Annotated in this window: 16 protein-coding genes; all 16 read left to right on the forward strand. The window is 47.5% G+C overall.

What is annotated here, in order from left to right:
- Window position 1 precedes the first annotated feature (1 nt).
- Window positions 2-1,789: a DNA mismatch repair endonuclease MutL gene (gene mutL, locus LMJ53_RS06285; protein ID WP_229585308.1), complete on the forward strand. Its 1,788-nt coding sequence runs from the start codon at window positions 2-4 to the stop codon at window positions 1,787-1,789.
- Entirely contained in the window at window positions 1,779-2,708 is a 930-nt protein-coding gene (gene miaA / locus LMJ53_RS06290) for a tRNA (adenosine(37)-N6)-dimethylallyltransferase MiaA (protein ID WP_229585309.1), read from the forward strand. The genes mutL and miaA overlap by 11 nt, the downstream gene beginning before the upstream one ends.
- A gap of 90 nt (window positions 2,709-2,798) precedes the next feature.
- Complete coding sequence (gene hfq / locus LMJ53_RS06295) at window positions 2,799-3,056, forward strand: RNA chaperone Hfq (RefSeq protein WP_226749510.1); 258 nt, start codon at window positions 2,799-2,801, stop codon at window positions 3,054-3,056.
- A gap of 18 nt (window positions 3,057-3,074) precedes the next feature.
- Entirely contained in the window at window positions 3,075-4,355 is a 1,281-nt protein-coding gene (gene hflX / locus LMJ53_RS06300; protein WP_226749511.1) for a ribosome rescue GTPase HflX, read from the forward strand.
- Window positions 4,356-4,409: 54 nt separating this feature from the next.
- Complete coding sequence (hflK, locus tag LMJ53_RS06305) at window positions 4,410-5,567, forward strand: FtsH protease activity modulator HflK (RefSeq protein WP_229585310.1); 1,158 nt, start codon at window positions 4,410-4,412, stop codon at window positions 5,565-5,567.
- A gap of 6 nt (window positions 5,568-5,573) precedes the next feature.
- A complete protein-coding gene (hflC, locus tag LMJ53_RS06310) occupies window positions 5,574-6,455 on the forward strand; it encodes a protease modulator HflC (RefSeq protein ID WP_229585311.1) in 882 nt (293 codons plus the stop codon).
- 105 nt (window positions 6,456-6,560) lie between these two features.
- Window positions 6,561-7,724 (forward strand): aminotransferase class V-fold PLP-dependent enzyme, encoded by a 1,164-nt coding sequence (locus tag LMJ53_RS06315; protein WP_229585312.1) that lies wholly within the window; start codon window positions 6,561-6,563, stop codon window positions 7,722-7,724.
- Window positions 7,725-7,839: 115 nt separating this feature from the next.
- Window positions 7,840-9,135, forward strand: coding sequence for an adenylosuccinate synthase (locus LMJ53_RS06320; RefSeq protein ID WP_229585313.1), 1,296 nt, complete (start codon window positions 7,840-7,842; stop codon window positions 9,133-9,135).
- 197 nt (window positions 9,136-9,332) lie between these two features.
- Entirely contained in the window at window positions 9,333-9,953 is a 621-nt protein-coding gene (locus tag LMJ53_RS06325; protein ID WP_229585314.1) for a tetratricopeptide repeat protein, read from the forward strand.
- A 67-nt stretch (window positions 9,954-10,020) separates the two neighbouring features.
- On the forward strand, window positions 10,021-12,363 hold the full coding sequence (gene rnr, locus LMJ53_RS06330) for a ribonuclease R (RefSeq protein WP_229585315.1): 2,343 nt from the start codon (window positions 10,021-10,023) through the stop codon (window positions 12,361-12,363).
- A 31-nt stretch (window positions 12,364-12,394) separates the two neighbouring features.
- Window positions 12,395-13,129: a 23S rRNA (guanosine(2251)-2'-O)-methyltransferase RlmB gene (gene rlmB, locus LMJ53_RS06335; protein ID WP_229585316.1), complete on the forward strand. Its 735-nt coding sequence runs from the start codon at window positions 12,395-12,397 to the stop codon at window positions 13,127-13,129.
- A 124-nt stretch (window positions 13,130-13,253) separates the two neighbouring features.
- Window positions 13,254-14,918 (forward strand): S41 family peptidase, encoded by a 1,665-nt coding sequence (locus LMJ53_RS06340; protein WP_229585317.1) that lies wholly within the window; start codon window positions 13,254-13,256, stop codon window positions 14,916-14,918.
- Window positions 14,915-15,298, forward strand: a complete 384-nt coding sequence (locus LMJ53_RS06345) for a hypothetical protein (RefSeq protein WP_229585318.1) — start codon at window positions 14,915-14,917, stop codon at window positions 15,296-15,298. The genes LMJ53_RS06340 and LMJ53_RS06345 overlap by 4 nt, the downstream gene beginning before the upstream one ends.
- 203 nt (window positions 15,299-15,501) lie before the next feature.
- The gene (gene rpsF, locus LMJ53_RS06350; RefSeq protein ID WP_226749521.1) at window positions 15,502-15,879 is read left to right on the forward strand and encodes a 30S ribosomal protein S6; all 378 of its coding nucleotides are present in this window, start codon (window positions 15,502-15,504) and stop codon (window positions 15,877-15,879) included.
- 7 nt (window positions 15,880-15,886) lie between these two features.
- Window positions 15,887-16,192: a primosomal replication protein N gene (priB, locus tag LMJ53_RS06355; RefSeq protein ID WP_226749522.1), complete on the forward strand. Its 306-nt coding sequence runs from the start codon at window positions 15,887-15,889 to the stop codon at window positions 16,190-16,192.
- An 11-nt stretch (window positions 16,193-16,203) separates the two neighbouring features.
- Complete coding sequence (gene rpsR / locus LMJ53_RS06360; RefSeq protein ID WP_008218940.1) at window positions 16,204-16,431, forward strand: 30S ribosomal protein S18; 228 nt, start codon at window positions 16,204-16,206, stop codon at window positions 16,429-16,431.

Below are 16,431 nucleotides of genomic sequence, written 5' to 3' on the forward strand. Positions count from 1 at the left end.
TATGCCCATTCAATTATTACCCGCGCAATTAGCTAACCAGATTGCGGCTGGTGAGGTGGTGGAACGCCCCGCCTCCGTCGTAAAAGAATTGGTTGAAAACAGTTTGGATGCGCAAGCCACTCAAATTGATATTGAATTAGAAAAGGGTGGCAGCAAGCTGATCCGGATCCGCGATAATGGTGTGGGCATCGCTGAAGCAGAATTAGTGCTGGCGCTAAGTCGACATGCTACCAGTAAAATTAGCAGCTTAGCGGATCTGGAACAGATTGAAAGTTTAGGCTTTCGCGGTGAAGCGCTGGCCAGTATCAGTTCAGTGGCGCGTTTAACCCTCACATCAAAACCGGCGCAACAAGCCGCCGCTTGGCAAGCCAGTGCCGAAGGCCGCGATATGGCCGTGCAATTACGACCGGCCGCCCATCCCGATGGCACCAGCATAGATGTCGTCGATTTATTCTTTAATACCCCAGCACGTCGGCGTTTTTTAAGAAGCGATAAAACCGAATTTACGCATATTGATGAATTAATCAAACGCTTAGCCTTAAGTCGTTTTGATGTGGCATGGCAACTGAGCCATAACGGCCAAGTGGTGCGTCGTTTACCGGTTGCTGATACGGCTGCGGCCAAGCAAAAACGCTTAGCGCTGATCTGTGGTCGTAATTTTGCTGAGCAAGCACTGTGGATTGAAAATCAATATGGTGAGATCAAGCTCAGTGGTTGGATTTTACCAGCGATGGCTTGCCAAGCGGTCAGTAGCGGCCAATACAGTTATGTGAATGGTCGTATGATGCGCGATAAATTGTTAAATCATGCGATCCGACAAGCCTACGGTGAATGGTTAGCGGCTGAACTACAACCGGCTTTTGTACTGTATCTAGAGCTGCCGGCTAACGACGTGGATGTCAATGTGCACCCCGCTAAACACGAAGTCCGTTTTCATCAAGCACGTTTGGTGCATGATTTTGTGGTGAGTGCTTTAGCCGATGCCTTAACGCAAGGGCAAGACAGCGAGCCTAAGCCTGCTTTAGCGGCTGAATCACCTAGCATGACGTCTTCACAAGCGCAGGTCGCATCGCCGCAGCCAAACTCAGCAGCGGCACACGCCGCTTATGCCACGCGACATACTGCAACGGGAGATACGAAAGCGCCGTTATATCAGCCGCAACAAGGCCGTGTCGCGGCGCGTGCTGTTCACGACAGCGTAGCCGCTAAACCGGCTGTGGCTTCAGTGCAAGCGCAAATCAATTATCAGGCAGCAACGTTGCAAGCCGCGACCGAGCAAGTTGCTAGCCCTACACCGCATTATTTTTTGTTAGAGAATCGGTTTGCACTTTGTCAGGAGGCTGAGCAATTATTTATGGTTGATTTGCCCGCCAGTATTGCTATTCAGTGGCAGTTAAAGGTACAAAGTGCCCCATTATTATTACCGGTGCGCTTAACCGTGGCGTCGGCTGAATTTGAACCCTTGCTCGCGGCGGCTGACAACTTGTCGGCTTTAGGTTTCGATTTACTGTTAAAAGATCGCACGGTGATTATTCGCGCAGTGCCCATTTGGCTAAGACATACGGCAATAGGCCAATGGTTCGGTGAGTTTTTGTCTACACTAAGTACAGTGCAAACTGACGGCTTAGCCGAAGCATTACTCGATGTGTTGTTGCGCCAAGGCTTTTTACAAGCCGATTTATTGTTAGGTGTGTATCCCGCAGCACTGAGCAAAGCGCAACGCCGGGCGCTGGCGCTCAGTTTTGATGCGGCAACGCTGCAAATACGGAAGGCTAACGATGCCCACTGATTTACCGGTGATTTGTTTAATGGGCCCCACGGCGTCGGGCAAAACCGCTTTAGCTATCGCTTTAAAGCAACAGCGGGTTAACGCAGAGCTGATTAGCGTAGACAGCGCTTTAGTCTATCGCGGTATGGATATTGGCACGGCTAAGCCCACCGCTGCAGAGTTGGCGCAAGCCCCACATTTTTTGTTAGATATTCGCGATCCGGCAGAAAGTTATTCTGCAGCCGATTTTCGTGCTGATGCGTTACAGTTGATTGCGCAGATCCAGCAGCGTGGCAATGTGCCGATTTTAGTCGGCGGTACCATGTTGTATTTTAAAGCCTTACTCCAAGGGATTTCGGAGCTACCCGCTGCGGACAAGGCCATTCGTGCTACACTGGAAGCTGAGGCGGCCGAACATGGCTGGGCTTATTTGCATCAACAGCTCGCAGCCGTGGATCCTGCAGCCGCACAACGGATCCATCCGAATGATCCACAGCGGATTAATCGTGCTCTAGAAGTTTATCGCTTAACCGGGCGCAGCTTAACGGAATTAACTGCGGAAAAACCTGAACCTTTTCCGTATAAAGTGTACCAATTTGCCATTGCGCCGACCGATCGTGCGGTATTACATCAACGTATAGCATTACGCTTCGAGCAAATGTTAGCGCAAGGTTTTGAGCAAGAAGTGCGTGCGTTAGCACAGCGCACAGATTTACACGCTGATTTACCATCAATAAGATGTGTTGGTTATCGGCAAATGTGGGATTATATCGCTGGAAAGCTTACTTATCAGGAAATGGAAGCTCAAGGCATTGCTGCAACGCGGCAATTAGCGAAGCGCCAGTTAACTTGGCTGCGCAGTTGGCCAGAATTGCATTGGTTAAAAAGTGAAGTGAAACTTGAGGAAAACTTGCAAGCTGTCATTTCTTCGCTAAGCTAACAGAGGCAGCAAATATTTCAGGTTTAACAACTTGAAATAAAAATAATAATACCAATATAAAGCCTAATTAATAAAAAAGGAAAGCGCGACATGGCAAAGGGGCAATCTTTACAAGACCCATTTTTGAACACCTTAAGACGGGAACGTATTCCTGTATCAATTTATTTGGTGAATGGGATTAAATTACAGGGTCAGGTTGAATCATTTGACCAATTCGTCATTTTGCTGAAAAACACGGTAAGTCAGATGGTGTATAAACACGCTATTTCTACCGTTGTACCTGCTCGTGCTGTTAACACTATGGTTGCTCACGGTAGCCAAGGTGATGACGACGAGGAGACGGAATAATTAGCGGAGTAGCAGCGCTTGTTTGAACTCTCTGAGCTTGCAGAACAAGCCGTATTAGTGCACGTTAATTTTCCGCAGGAAGCGTCAACCGAAGATTTGCAAGAATTGCAGATGTTGGTGTCGTCTGCGGGCGTTGCCACCTTGCAAATCCTCTCAAGCAATCGGCCTGCGCCAGATGCAAAGTTTTTTATTGGCACCGGCAAAGCAGATGAATTGGCTGCGCTGGTAGAAGAACTCGCCGCCACAGTAGTGATTTTTAATCACGAGCTGTCGCCTGGCCAAACTCGCAACCTGGAAAGACATTGTCAGGTTCGGGTAATTGATCGCACCAGCTTGATCCTCGATATTTTTGCGCAGCGCGCTCGCACTTACGAAGGTAAGCTGCAAGTCGAATTGGCCCAGTTACAGCATCTTGCCTCGCGTCTGATCCGTGGTTTTGACAACGAACGGCAAAAAGGCGGTATTGGTTTACGCGGGCCGGGTGAAACGCAGCTTGAAAGCGATCGACGCTTATTGCGTGAGCGGGTTAAAGCGTTAAAACAGCGTTTGCAAAAAATGTCACGGCAGCGGGAGCAAGGGCGGCGTGCTAGACAACGTTCTGAACAACCTGTGCTGTCGATTGTAGGTTACACCAATGCCGGTAAGTCGACGCTGTTTAATCGGCTAACCAGTGCCAGTGTGTATGCTGCAGATCAACTTTTTGCGACACTGGATCCTACCTTACGTAAAATTAACTTGCCGAATTTTGGTGAAGCGATTCTGGCTGACACAGTAGGATTTATCCGCCATTTACCGCATGATCTCGTGGCTGCGTTTAAATCAACCTTACAAGAAACACGGGATGCTGATATTCAATTGCACGTGATTGATGCGGCAGACGCTCGGCGCGATGAAAATATGCGTCAGGTACAATTGGTGTTGCAAGAAATTGACGCAGCAGACGTGCCACAGTTATTGGTTTTCAACAAAATTGACCAATTAGGCCAGCAGCCCCGTATAGAATACAACGATGACGGTTTACCGGTTGCCGTTTATCTGTCGGCATTAGCCGGCGTGGGGCTCGACTTACTTGAGCAAGCTTTAGCGATGTTGTTGTCGCAACAACATTTGCAATTAACCTTATTATTACCGCCAGAGGCGGGTAATTGGCGAGCACGGCTTTATCAGCTGCAAGCTGTGTTAGAGGAAACCTTTTTGAGTGATGGCCGTTGCCAGTTAAAAATTCAGCTGTCGGCAGCACAGTGGGCTCGTTTGTTAAAACAGAGTGAGCAACAACTCGAAAACTATATCGTCAGCTAGACACTTTTTTGATACATTAACCCTTAATGACAACTTACGGTAATGGAGTTAAGCATGGCTTGGAACGAGCCGGGCAATAACGGCAAGAATAACGACCCTTGGAAACAAGGTGGTCGTGATCAAGGCCCGCCCGATTTAGATGAAGTATTCCGCAATTTAGGTAAAAAACTAGGCGGAGTTTTTGGTGGTAAAGGCGGTGGCTCTGGCAACGCAGGTAGCGGTGGTAGCTCTATCTTAATGATAGTGGTGTTAATCGTTGCGATTGCGGTTTGGGCTTTAAGTGGTTTTTACACCATTAAAGACGCAGAACGCGGTGTGATTTTACGCTTTGGCCAATATCATGAAGAAGTGGGTGCGGGTATTCACTGGAAACCGACTTTTATTGATACTGTGACACCAGTGAACACTCAAGAAGTGCGTTCATTACGTGCAGATGGCTTTATGTTAACGCAAGACCAAAATTTGGTTCGAGTGACCTTTGAAGTGCAATATCGTATTTTCAATGCTCGCCAATACTTGTTCTCTGTGGTTGATGCCGACAGTAGTTTGCGCGAAGCCACCGATGCGGCGTTACGTTTTGTTATCGGTCATTCTATTATGGATGATGTGTTAACGCGTGGTCGTGAAGTGGTTCGTCAAGATACGCGGATCGAGTTAGAAAGCATCATCAATCCTTACAACATGGGTTTAACCTTAGTGGATGTTAACTTCCGCGATGCCAGACCGCCAGAAGAAGTGCGTGATGCCTTCGATGACGCGATTAAAGCGCAAGAAGATCAAGAACGTTTTGTGCAAGAAGCAACCGCTTATGCTCGTGAGATTGAACCGCGTGCTCGTGGTCAGGTCAATCGGGTAATGCAAGAAGCCGAAGCATACAAGCAACAAATCGTATTACGCGCTCAAGGTGAAGTATCACGCTTTGAACAATTACTGCCGCAGTATCTCGCTGCACCAAAGGTTACACGTGATCGGATGTACTTAGAGACCATGGAATACGTGTACTCGAATACCTCTAAAATTTTGGTTGATGTTAAAAACAGCAACAACCTGATGTATCTGCCGCTAGATAAGTTGATGAATCAAGGTGCAGCTGCAACGCAAGGTAAAGCCGTGACGCCATTACCTGCACGCAATAGCCAGGATATGTCGACCGCGCCAGTGTTCCCTGAAACCAGTCGCGCTAGTTCGCCTCGAACCGGAAGTGGGAGATAAGCGCCAATGAAAAATTTTATTATTGCCATTGCCGTCGTGCTTGGTATCGTTGTTACCTCAGCGCTATTTGTAGTGCCTGAAGGTGAGCGTGCGATCGTTATTCAATTCGGTAAGATCCAACGTGATGCTGAAAACCAGGTGCGCGTTTATGAACCGGGTTTACAGTTCAAAATTCCTTTTATCCAAGTGGTGCGGTCGTTAGATTCGCGAATTCAAACCCTGGATGATCAGGCTGACCGTTTTGTTACCGCAGAGAAAAAAGACTTATTAGTTGATAGCTATGTGAAATGGCGTATCAAAGATTTTGGTGCTTATTTCTTATCTACGGGTGGCATTAAGTCTCAAGCTGAAGTGTTGTTAAAACAGTACATCAATAACGGCTTACGTACAGAGTTCGGTGCCAGAACGATCCAAGAGATCGTTTCAGGTGAACGTACCCAGTTAATGCAAAGTGCATTATCACAAGCCGCGCAAGCAGCAAATGAACTAGGCATTGAAGTCATCGATGTGCGAGTTAAGCAAATTAACTTACCGACTGAAATCAGTGATTCGATTTTTGCGCGGATGCGCGCTGAGCGTAAAGCGGTAGCCGATGAGCACCGTGCACGTGGTCGTGAGCAAGCTGAAATCATTCGTGCTGATGTCGATGCGCGTGTTACCGTTATGATCGCGGATGCAGAACGTAATTCTCGTTCAGTGCGCGGTGAAGGCGATGCAGTCGCAGCGAAGGTCTATGCAGATATGTACAACAAGAATGCCGAGTTCTATTCTTTTGTACGTAGTTTAGAGGCTTATCGGAATAGCTTTAATTCGAAGAGCGATATCCTGGTTGTGCAACCAGATAACGAGTTCTTCAAATATATGCGTACTGAAGAGCCGCAAAACTAATGGCTGCGCTACTGTAGCCACACATATTGCGTAACATTTAAAGGCCCGAAAGGGCCTTTTGTTCAACTAAAGCGGCAGCGCGTATAAACACGTTAGGGGTCAATTATGTATCAACAGTTTTTTTCGCATTTTTTACAAGCGAACCAAGGTACTCAACATTTTGCCTGTCATTCACATCATTACTGGCCTGATGTGACCCGCGCTGCAACCCTCGCTTATTGGGATGACAGTGCCCGCTTAGTTGACCAAAAATGGCATTACATTTTTGGTACCAAGATCCCGCATACCCAGCAATTAATTGCCGATGTACTGAATTTACCCTTGCCCGAACAACTAGTGTTTGCACCTAATACCCATGAATTAGTGATGCGTTTACTCAGTTGTTTCGATTGGCAAAAGCCCTTAAAAATTCTGACTACCGACAGCGAGTTTTATAGCTTTCAACGGCAAGTTAAACGTTTAGCCGAGTGGGAGAGTGTCGACGTCGAGGTGATTGCCACTGAACCCTTTGCCAGCTTTGAGCAGCGTTTTATCGAGGCGGCCGCAAAAGGTGGCCACGATATGGTGTTTTGCAGTCAGGTCTTCTTTAATTCAGGTTATGCGATTGCTGATTTGAGCCACTTTGTAAAGCAATTGGCTGCCGTTACTGAGGCGATGATTGCGATTGATGGTTATCACGGCTTTATGGCGTTGCCGACAGACTTATCTACGATTGCTGAGCGGATTTTTTATATTTCAGGCAGTTATAAATATGCGCAAGGTGGTGAAGGCTGCTGTTTTATGGCAGTGCCAGCGGGCAGTGAACAACGACCGCTTTATACCGGTTGGTTTGCCGAGTTTGGCACCTTAGCCGCCGCCAAATCGGCGTTGGTGTTATACAGTGAAGATGGTTATCGCTTTGCCGGTGCCACGATGGACTTCACGGCCTTATACCGATTAGAAGCGGCGCTACTGCTTTATAAGCAGCAAGGTATTACGGTAGGACGCATGCATCGTTATGTGCAGCAATTACAGCAGGGCTTCTTACAGTTGCTGGATCAATTACAGCATCCGCTATTAAACCGTGAGCACTTGCTTATGCACAATCAGGCGCATCATGGCCACTTTTTTACATTTCGATTAGGCAGCAGTAGTCAGGTAGCCGAGCTGGCAGGCTTGCTAAAACAGCACAAAATTGAAACAGATTATCGCGGTGATCGGCTACGTTTTGGTTTTGCTTTGTATCAAAATCTCGAACAGTTTGATTTGTCATGCCTTAAGGCACTGTAAATAAACAAGTTATTTAGGCCAAATAAAAATTTGGCCTTTTTTTCGTCTGGACGGCTGAAACTTGTCAGCCAATTTGCTAAAATCCACGCCTAATTTTTTGTGTGATGTGGGAACCATGGCCAAAAACGTCGTTGTGCTCGGCACTCAATGGGGTGACGAAGGTAAAGGTAAGATTGTTGATTTATTAACCGATAAAGCCAGTTATGTGGTGCGTTATCAGGGCGGCCACAATGCCGGTCATACCTTGGTAATAGACGGTGAAAAAACTGTATTACATCTTATCCCGTCAGGTATTTTACGTAGTAACGTAAAATGTGTCATTGGTAATGGTGTGGTGTTATCGCCAGAAGCCTTTTTAAAAGAAATGACCATGCTAGAGCAGCGTGGTGTTCCGGTTAAAGAGCGCTTGTTAATCAGTGAAGCTTGTCCGCTTATTCTGCCATTTCATGTTGCCTTAGATGTGGCACGCGAAGTTGCGCGTGGCGATAAACCTATCGGTACTACAGGTCGCGGTATTGGCCCAGCTTACGAAGATAAAGTTGCCCGTCGCGGTTTACGAGTCGGTGACTTGTTCAATCCTACTTTGTTTGCTGAAAAGCTGAAAACAGTGATGGATCTGCATAACTTCACGCTGACCGAATATTACAAAGTTGCTGCGGTTGATTATCAAACGACCTTAGATAACGCCTTAGCCATGGCTGATTTATTAAAATCGCTGGTTGTTGATGTGACTGAGTTATTAGATCAAGCGCGCAAAAATGGTGATGAGATCATGTTTGAAGGTGCTCAAGGCACTTTATTAGACATTGATCACGGTACTTATCCCTATGTCACTTCGTCTAATACCACGGCGGGCGGTGTTGCTACGGGTTGTGGTTTTGGCCCACGTTACTTAGATTATGTTCTGGGTATTGTGAAAGCTTACACAACACGTGTGGGTTCAGGTCCGTTCCCAACCGAGTTAGATTGTGCCATCGGCGAACACCTTGGTGTTAAAGGCCACGAGTTTGGTGCGACTACAGGTCGTAAACGTCGTTGTGGTTGGTTTGATGCCGTTGCTGTGCGCCGTGCAGTGCAGTTAAACAGTATTTCAGGTTTCTGTTTAACCAAGCTGGATGTGATGGATGGCCTTGAAACCGTGAAAATCTGTGTCGGCTATCGCCAACCCGATGGTTCAGTGTTGCAAACACCCCCTTATGCTGCTGAAGGTTATGAGCAGGTCACTCCGGTATTAGAAGAAATGCCTGGCTGGTCAGAAAGCACCTTTGGTGTACAGCAGCTATCGGCATTGCCGCAAGCTGCTCGTAACTACATTGCGCGTTTAGAAGAGTTGACCGGTGTGCCAATTGATATTATTTCAACGGGTCCGGATCGCGTGCAAACTATCGTACTGAAGCATCCCTTCAATTAAGCCTTGGTTTTGCATTGAAAAACGCTACTTTAGAGTAGCGTTTTTTTTGCTCGCCGCTCAGCGCCTGTCGCTTTGACATGCCATTTTTTGCGATGTACTAGGCTGCATAGGCTGGTGATTTTATAAGCTGGTCTAATTTTTGCTTAATAATTAGCATTTAGGCATTTTTGCCGCCTCTATTACGGTTAATTGACACTATGTATAAGTTATTGGTTGGAACACTGTTGTTGGGCTCATTGCTGAACACCACGGCTCAAGCACAAGAGTTGCAAGCAGTCGAATTGTATTCACAAGATGAGTTATTAACGCTGATAAAGCGTAATGCGCATTTACAACGGGTGAAAGCCGACGATTGCCAGCTCGTGCGCGATATTGAAGCCCGCGCCGATATTATGAAATTGCCGTCTTACCAGTTTTTATTTGGTGACATGTTAGCATACGGCGTTTGTGTGCCGCGCGATGTAGAGCGTGGCTGGGATTTTATGTTACAAGCCGCGGCACAAGGCTTACCAGAAGGCTTAGAGCAAATTGGCCGTTATTATCATATTGGCCGTTTTGTGCAAAAAGACCTGCACAAAGCGATTATTTATCTGCGCGAAGCCGCGGCGGTGGGCAATCTTAATGCCAAGATCCGTTTCGCTGAAATCTTGGTAGCAGGGCAGGGTAGCCCTACCGATTTTGAGCAGAGTTATCGCTGGTTACATCATGCTATTACCGCAGATCCTGCGGTTCATGCTAAACTAAGTAAGTTAAAGCAACGTCTGGCAGAAAAAATGCCTGCCAGAGTGGTTGCGAATGCCGAACGGCCTGTCAAATGAAATTCATCCTATTTTCTTGCCAAGCTGTTACACTGAATAGTATTAAAAGGAAAACTAAGTTTAATTAATGACGGTAAATGATCCGCATCTTGCGCGTGAGCAAGAAAAATACGAGAACCCTATCCCCAGCCGTGAATTTATTCTCGAGCATATTGAGAAACGGCAACAACCTGCCTACTTTGAAGAACTCGTCTCTGAATTAGCCTTAACGGATGATGATGCCATTTTTGCCCTGAAAAAGCGTTTACGGGCGATGGAGCGTGATGGTCAATTGTTGTTCACTAAGAGCAAGCGTTATGGCTTGGTTGAACACATGGATTTGGTCAAAGGCACGGTGATTGGTCACCGTGACGGTTTTGGTTTTATCAAATTAGAACAAGGCGGCCCTGATTGGTATCTGCCTTTTCATGAAATGCAGCGGGTGATCCCCGGTGATTTGGTTTTGGCGACGGCCACCACCATCAAAAGCAAAGATAAAGTGGAAGCGCGCGTGGTACGCGTGCTTGAGCCCCGCAGCGAGCCCATTGTTGGCCGCTATTACAAAGATTCTGCCATCTGTGTGGTGGTACCCGATGATGCACGGATCTGTCAGGATATCATTATTCCTGATGGCCAGCAGGGCGCGGCACGTCATGGCCAAGTGGTCTTGGTTGAAATTAGCCAACGGCCTTCGAAACGTGTTAGTGCAACGGGTCGCGTAATTGAAGTACTGGGCGAGCATATGGCGCCGGGTATGGAAATTGAAGTCGCTATTCGTAATCATCAAATTCCGCATGTTTTCTCTGACGCAGTATTAGCCCAAGTGGCGGAATATGGCGAAGAAGTGCCTGCTGCTGCTAAGCAGGGGCGTGTTGATTTAACGGCACTGCCTTTAGTGACCATTGATGGTGAAGATGCTCGTGATTTTGATGACGCGGTTTATGCCAAAGCCAAAGACAATGGCGGCTGGACGCTATGGGTTGCTATTGCCGATGTCAGTGCCTATGTGAAATTTGGTACCGCACTTGATCACAGTGCCTTAGAGCGTGGTAACTCGGTGTATTTCCCTGACCATGTGGTGCCGATGTTACCAGAAGCGCTTTCAAATGGTTTGTGTTCACTGAACCCGCATACTGATCGACTGTGTTTAGTCTGTGAAATGCAAATTAGCAGCCAAGGTAAACTGGAAAGCTACCAATTTTATGAAGCGGTCATGCATTCAGCGGCGCGGTTTACTTATAACAAAGTACACGCCATTTTACAGGGCGATGCCAAGTTACGGCAGGAATATGCTGAGCAACTGACCAATTTAGAAACGCTGTACAGCTTGTATAAAAAGCTAGCCAAAGTTCGTGCACAGCGAGGCGCTATTGAATTCGAAACGGTTGAAACGCGCTTTATCTTTAATAGCCATCGCAAGATTGAACAGATTGTGCCGGTGCATCGTAACGAAGCGCACAAGATTATTGAAGAATGTATGATCATGGCGAACGTGGCGTCTGCCCGCTTTATTGAAAAGCATGAAGCGCATGCGTTATTCCGCGTACATGAACGCCCCGATAGCGATCGTTTTGCCAATTTCCGGCGCTTTTTAGCTGAGTTGGGTATCGAAGCCAATTTATCAGCTGAACCCACGCCATTAGAGTTAACCACCACCTTAGCCGCGTTAGCTGATCGTCCCGATCGCGAGTTGATCGAAATGACGATGCTGCGTTCGATGAAGCAAGCTGTTTATCAAGGGGATAACCAAGGTCACTTTGGGTTAGCGCTGGAAGCGTATGCGCACTTCACTTCACCGATACGCCGTTACCCGGATCTGGTATTGCATCGCGCCATTAAGGCGTTATTAGCCAAACAGCAACAACCGGTGACGGGGCCAAAAGCCTACACTGAAAAAGAAATTGCGCCCTTAGGTGAGCAATGCTCGATGACAGAACGCCGTGCGGATGATGCAACGCGTGAAGTCGCCGATTGGCTAAAGTGTGAATACATGCAAGATCACTTAGGCAGTGAGTTTGCCGGTGTGGTATCAACGGTCACTAACTTTGGTTTATTTGTGCGCTTAAGCGATTTATATATCGAAGGCTTGGTGCATGTTACGTCGTTAAACAACGATTACTATCGGTTTGATGCAGAGCGCCAAGTTCTAACCGGTGAGCACTCTGGTGTCAGTTATCGTATGGGCGATCTGGTGCAGGTGAAAGTGGTTGCCGTTAATCTTGAAGCACGAAAAATTGATTTAGCCATGGTGGGCGTTGAGCATACGAAGGTGTCAGGTCGTAAAGTGAAAGCCAGCCGTAATGCTGCCTTTGAAGCGAAAATGCAAAACACCGGTAGCAAAGCGAAAAAGCCTAAAGCGGCGGCCGCGAAAAAACCCGTAAAAGCCAAAGCCACGGCGGCGAAAAAGCCACGGCGTGCCAAAAAGAAATAAAGGCCGTAAGGCTAGATGAGTGACGATAAACATGAGTAATGATGTTGTATTTGGTTTTCACGCGGTTAGCGCGATATTAGAACGTTCGCCAGCCGATGTATTAGAAATTTTCGCGTTAAAAGATCGCGAAGACAAAAGAATGCAACCGTTGTTGCAACAAGCGCGGCAAGCAGGCATTTCTATCCAGTTCTGCAATCGCCGCACTTTAGATGATATGACGGGTGGTCAGCATCAAGGTATTGTGGCTAAAGCGCGTTTAAGCAGTGGTGGCAATGAAGCTGATCTGGCCGCCTTGTTAGAGAGCCAAACTAAACCGTTTTTATTAGTGTTAGACGGTGTCACCGATCCACACAATTTAGGCGCTATTTTGCGCAGTGCTGATGCCGCCGGTGTGCATGCGGTGATTGCGCCTAAAGATCGCTCTGTTAAGCTCACCTCAGTGGTGCGAAAAGTGGCCTGCGGCGCCGCAGAAAGCGTGCCTTTTATTACCGTGACTAACTTAGCGCGTACCTTACGTCAACTGCAAGAAGCTGGGGTATGGGTGGTGGGTACGGCTGGCGAAACAGAAACCTTAGTCTATCAAGCTGATTTGCAAGGGCCATTAGCCTTAGTGTTAGGCGCTGAGGGTGAAGGACTGCGCCGTTTAACGCGGGAAACCTGTGATGTATTGGTAAAAATTCCGATGTTTGGCAGTGTTTCTAGCTTAAATGTATCGGTTGCGACGGGTATTTGTTTATTTGAAGCGGTACGTCAACGTGCTCAATAACCGGCCTTAGCCGATCCTGGCGCCCTCATTTAGCGTAAACACACTTGATAACGCTAAATAGCCATGTTAAGTTTTGGTAAATTTATCTTTACCGGTTTTATGGTGCTAAATCGAGGGTTCGTTCATGGATCGCAAAATTATTGCAACAGCTATACTGATGTCTTGCGCTGCTTTAAGTTTAACGGCTTGTGGCGGCGGAGGCGGGGGTAGTTCAACCCCTACCAGCGGTGGCGGTTCTGGCTCAGGCGGCGGCAGCGGTGTTACCCCACCCACGTGGATCGCGGGTCAATATCCGGCTGAAAGCACCTTAAAAAACTATTGCCAGACACCTCGAAGCGGTATTGATCCGTTCAGTAACCAAGCTTATCCCGATCGCGCGGGTAGCAGCATGCATGAAAAAATGTGGCTGCGTTCTTGGACCAATAACAGTTATTTATGGTATCGAGAAGTCGCGGATCGTGATCCTGCGCCTTTTTCGGTCGCTAACTATTTCGACTTGCTCAGAACCGAGCAATTGACCGATTCGGGATCCCCTAAAGACAATTTTCATTTCACCGAAGTCACCGCTGAATATCAACAACAAACCCAAGCGGGCGTGACCGCAGGTTACGGTATTAAATGGTCGTTTGGCCGAAATAGCCCACCTCGCTCTATCACTATTGCTTATACCGAACCCAATTCTCCGGCGCGTAACGCCGGCTTAGCGCGCGGTGATCAATTGGTCAGTATCAATGGTGTCGACTTTGTGAATGATAATTCTGAAGCTGGGGTCGATTTACTCAACCGCGCGCTTTTTCCCTCAGACACGGGTTTAACCTTTAACTTTGTGTTTACTGCGGTCGATGGCACTCGTAAAACGGTCAGCATGACCTCGGCGAATGTCAGTACTTCGGCAGTACAAAATGTGGCGGTATTGGACACACCAACGGGTAAAGTGGGTTATATGCAGTTTAATACGCATATCGCGCCTGCTCAGCCGCAATTGATCAGTGCGGTACAGCAATTTGCTAATGCTAATGTCAAAGATTTGGTCATTGACCTACGCTACAACGGCGGCGGCTTGTTGGCTTTAGCTTCACAGCTTGGCTATATGATAACGGGGCCTGCCATTATTCAAAACCAGTTTTTTGAACGAACTATTTTTAATGATAAGTATCCCAATACGAATCCGATTACGGGGGCGAGCTTAGCGCCAATCCCGTTTTATTCTAAAGTGATCGATTACGAAGCTAATCGACTGACTAACACCGACTTGCCTTCTTTAAATTTAAGCCGGGTATTTATTTTAAGTACCGGTAACACCTGCTCGGCCAGTGAAGCGCTGCTCAACGGTTTGCGAGGCATTAATGTTGAGGTGATCCTGGTCGGTAATAAGACATGTGGTAAGCCTTACGGTTTTTATCCGACAGATAACTGCGGCACAACTTACTTTACTATCCAGTTTACCGGCGTCAATGCGAAAGGCTTTGGCGAATATGCGGATGGATTCATTCCTAAAAATAACCCAGTGTTTGCGGCCGACGTGAAAGGCTGTGCTTTGAATGATGATTTCAGTAAACCGCTGGGCGATCCCAGTGAACGCTTATTTTCTGCGGCGTTATATTATGCTCAAAATAACAGTTGTCCACCGTTGGCAGTTGGCCAAGCCAGTGCGACAAGCAATGTACAATCGGCTACTGGCGAAGCCTCTTTGAGCGGTGGTATGCCGCTGTTAGATCCTCGCTATCGTGATGTTATCTTGCACAACAAAGTGATCACTGAGCTGGCACCTGCGGAGCAACAACCGTGAAACGCCTGCTGTTAACCGGTGCATCTTTAGCGCTGATGTTAAGTGGTTGCCAGTTAAGTCGAGCGGCTGAGCCAGCGGTACTAGAGGCTGTTGATGCCGCCTTAAAACAACAGCTGTCAGCCTTTATTACCGACATCGTGGGGGGTAACTCAGTGATACTGGCCGATGATGTCTTTATGCAGCAAGCTGAGCTGTATATTAGCCAGCGGATGCCCTTAGATGCTAAGGGTAACCCTTTAGATGGCCGGCATGCCCTGCCGGCTTATCGGTTTGTGTTACTGAAGTCAGCACGAGGCTGCCTGATCCAACATCCCGCTTCGGGTAACAGCGCTTTGCTCACTGCGGCACGTTGTAAAGTGCTACCCGTAAACACGCTTTAATCGGTTTTGACCTTTGAAATAACCCCGAGCGGCGACTGCGAACGGGGTTTTTCTGAAGTATTTTGGTCATGCTCATATCAGTGCTTGTTATTTATCCGCTAACTCCGTAAAATACGCGACCTTCGGCCATTCAACTCACGTTCCTTGCCTTTATGAGAACCCGGCCGAGTTCCCCCGAGGCTTACTAACCGTAAGGAGCTACAATGCGTCATTACGAAATCGTTTTTATGGTTCACCCTGATCAGAGTGAACAAGTGCCTGGTATGATTGAACGTTACACTGGTTCGATCAAAGAAGCTGGCGGTACTATCCACCGTCTTGAAGATTGGGGCCGTCGTCAACTGGCTTACCCAATCCAAAAGTTACATAAAGCACACTATGTGTTAATGAACGTGGAAGCACCACAGACTGTGATCGATGAGCTGGAAACTAACTTCCGCTACAACGATGCTGTTTTACGTAACCTGGTTATGCGCACTAATGGTGCAGTAATCGAGCCATCACCAATGGCAAAGGTACGTGATGAGCGCCGTGATCGTGCTCCTCGTGAATCTGAAGAGCAAGTAGCAAACGACGAGTAAGTTGTTAATGGACAATTACTTTGTGCTTAGTGGCGCCATATGTCGGCACCCTGAACGCAGTGAAAGTCCGGCGGGTATTCCGCACACTGTATTAACCTTAGAACACCGCAGTATGCAACAAGAGTCGGGGTTAAACCGGCAAGCTTATGTGCGAATGCAGGTTGTTCTTAGCGGTACCGTGTTACAGCAACAAGCTCAGCATTTGACGTTGGGCAATCAGGTTCGGGTGGCAGGTTTTTTAAACCGACATCAGAATCGCAGTGGTCAGGCTAAACTGGTCCTGCATGCGCAACAGATTGAACAATTAAGTTAGGAGACAGACAAATGTCACGTTTTTTCCGTCGCCGTAAATTCTGCCGTTTTTCTGCAGAAGGCACTGTAGAGATTGATTACAAAGATACCGCCGTTCTGAAGAACTACGTTACTGAAAGCGGCAAGATCGTACCTAGCCGTATTACTGGCACTAGCGCTAAATATCAGCGTCAGTTAGCTCGCGCTATCAAGCGTGCGCGTTACCTGGCCCTGTTACCATACAGCGACTCACACAGCTAA

The sequence above is a fragment of the Rheinheimera sp. UJ51 genome (assembly GCF_020819615.1).
Taxonomy (GTDB): Bacteria; Pseudomonadota; Gammaproteobacteria; order Enterobacterales; family Alteromonadaceae; genus Alishewanella; species Alishewanella maricola.

Coding starts and splice junctions, on each gene's coding strand:
- mutL (WP_229585308.1), top strand. CDS start 2: ATGCCCATTCAATTATTACCCGCGCAATTAGCTAACCAGATTGCGGCT.
- miaA (WP_229585309.1), top strand. CDS start 1,779: ATGCCCACTGATTTACCGGTGATTTGTTTAATGGGCCCCACGGCGTCG.
- hfq (WP_226749510.1), top strand. CDS start 2,799: ATGGCAAAGGGGCAATCTTTACAAGACCCATTTTTGAACACCTTAAGA.
- hflK (WP_229585310.1), top strand. CDS start 4,410: ATGGCTTGGAACGAGCCGGGCAATAACGGCAAGAATAACGACCCTTGG.
- hflC (WP_229585311.1), top strand. CDS start 5,574: ATGAAAAATTTTATTATTGCCATTGCCGTCGTGCTTGGTATCGTTGTT.
- LMJ53_RS06315 (WP_229585312.1), top strand. CDS start 6,561: ATGTATCAACAGTTTTTTTCGCATTTTTTACAAGCGAACCAAGGTACT.
- LMJ53_RS06320 (WP_229585313.1), top strand. CDS start 7,840: ATGGCCAAAAACGTCGTTGTGCTCGGCACTCAATGGGGTGACGAAGGT.
- LMJ53_RS06325 (WP_229585314.1), top strand. CDS start 9,333: ATGTATAAGTTATTGGTTGGAACACTGTTGTTGGGCTCATTGCTGAAC.
- rnr (WP_229585315.1), top strand. CDS start 10,021: ATGACGGTAAATGATCCGCATCTTGCGCGTGAGCAAGAAAAATACGAG.
- rlmB (WP_229585316.1), top strand. CDS start 12,395: ATGAGTAATGATGTTGTATTTGGTTTTCACGCGGTTAGCGCGATATTA.
- LMJ53_RS06340 (WP_229585317.1), top strand. CDS start 13,254: ATGGATCGCAAAATTATTGCAACAGCTATACTGATGTCTTGCGCTGCT.
- rpsF (WP_226749521.1), top strand. CDS start 15,502: ATGCGTCATTACGAAATCGTTTTTATGGTTCACCCTGATCAGAGTGAA.
- priB (WP_226749522.1), top strand. CDS start 15,887: ATGGACAATTACTTTGTGCTTAGTGGCGCCATATGTCGGCACCCTGAA.
- rpsR (WP_008218940.1), top strand. CDS start 16,204: ATGTCACGTTTTTTCCGTCGCCGTAAATTCTGCCGTTTTTCTGCAGAA.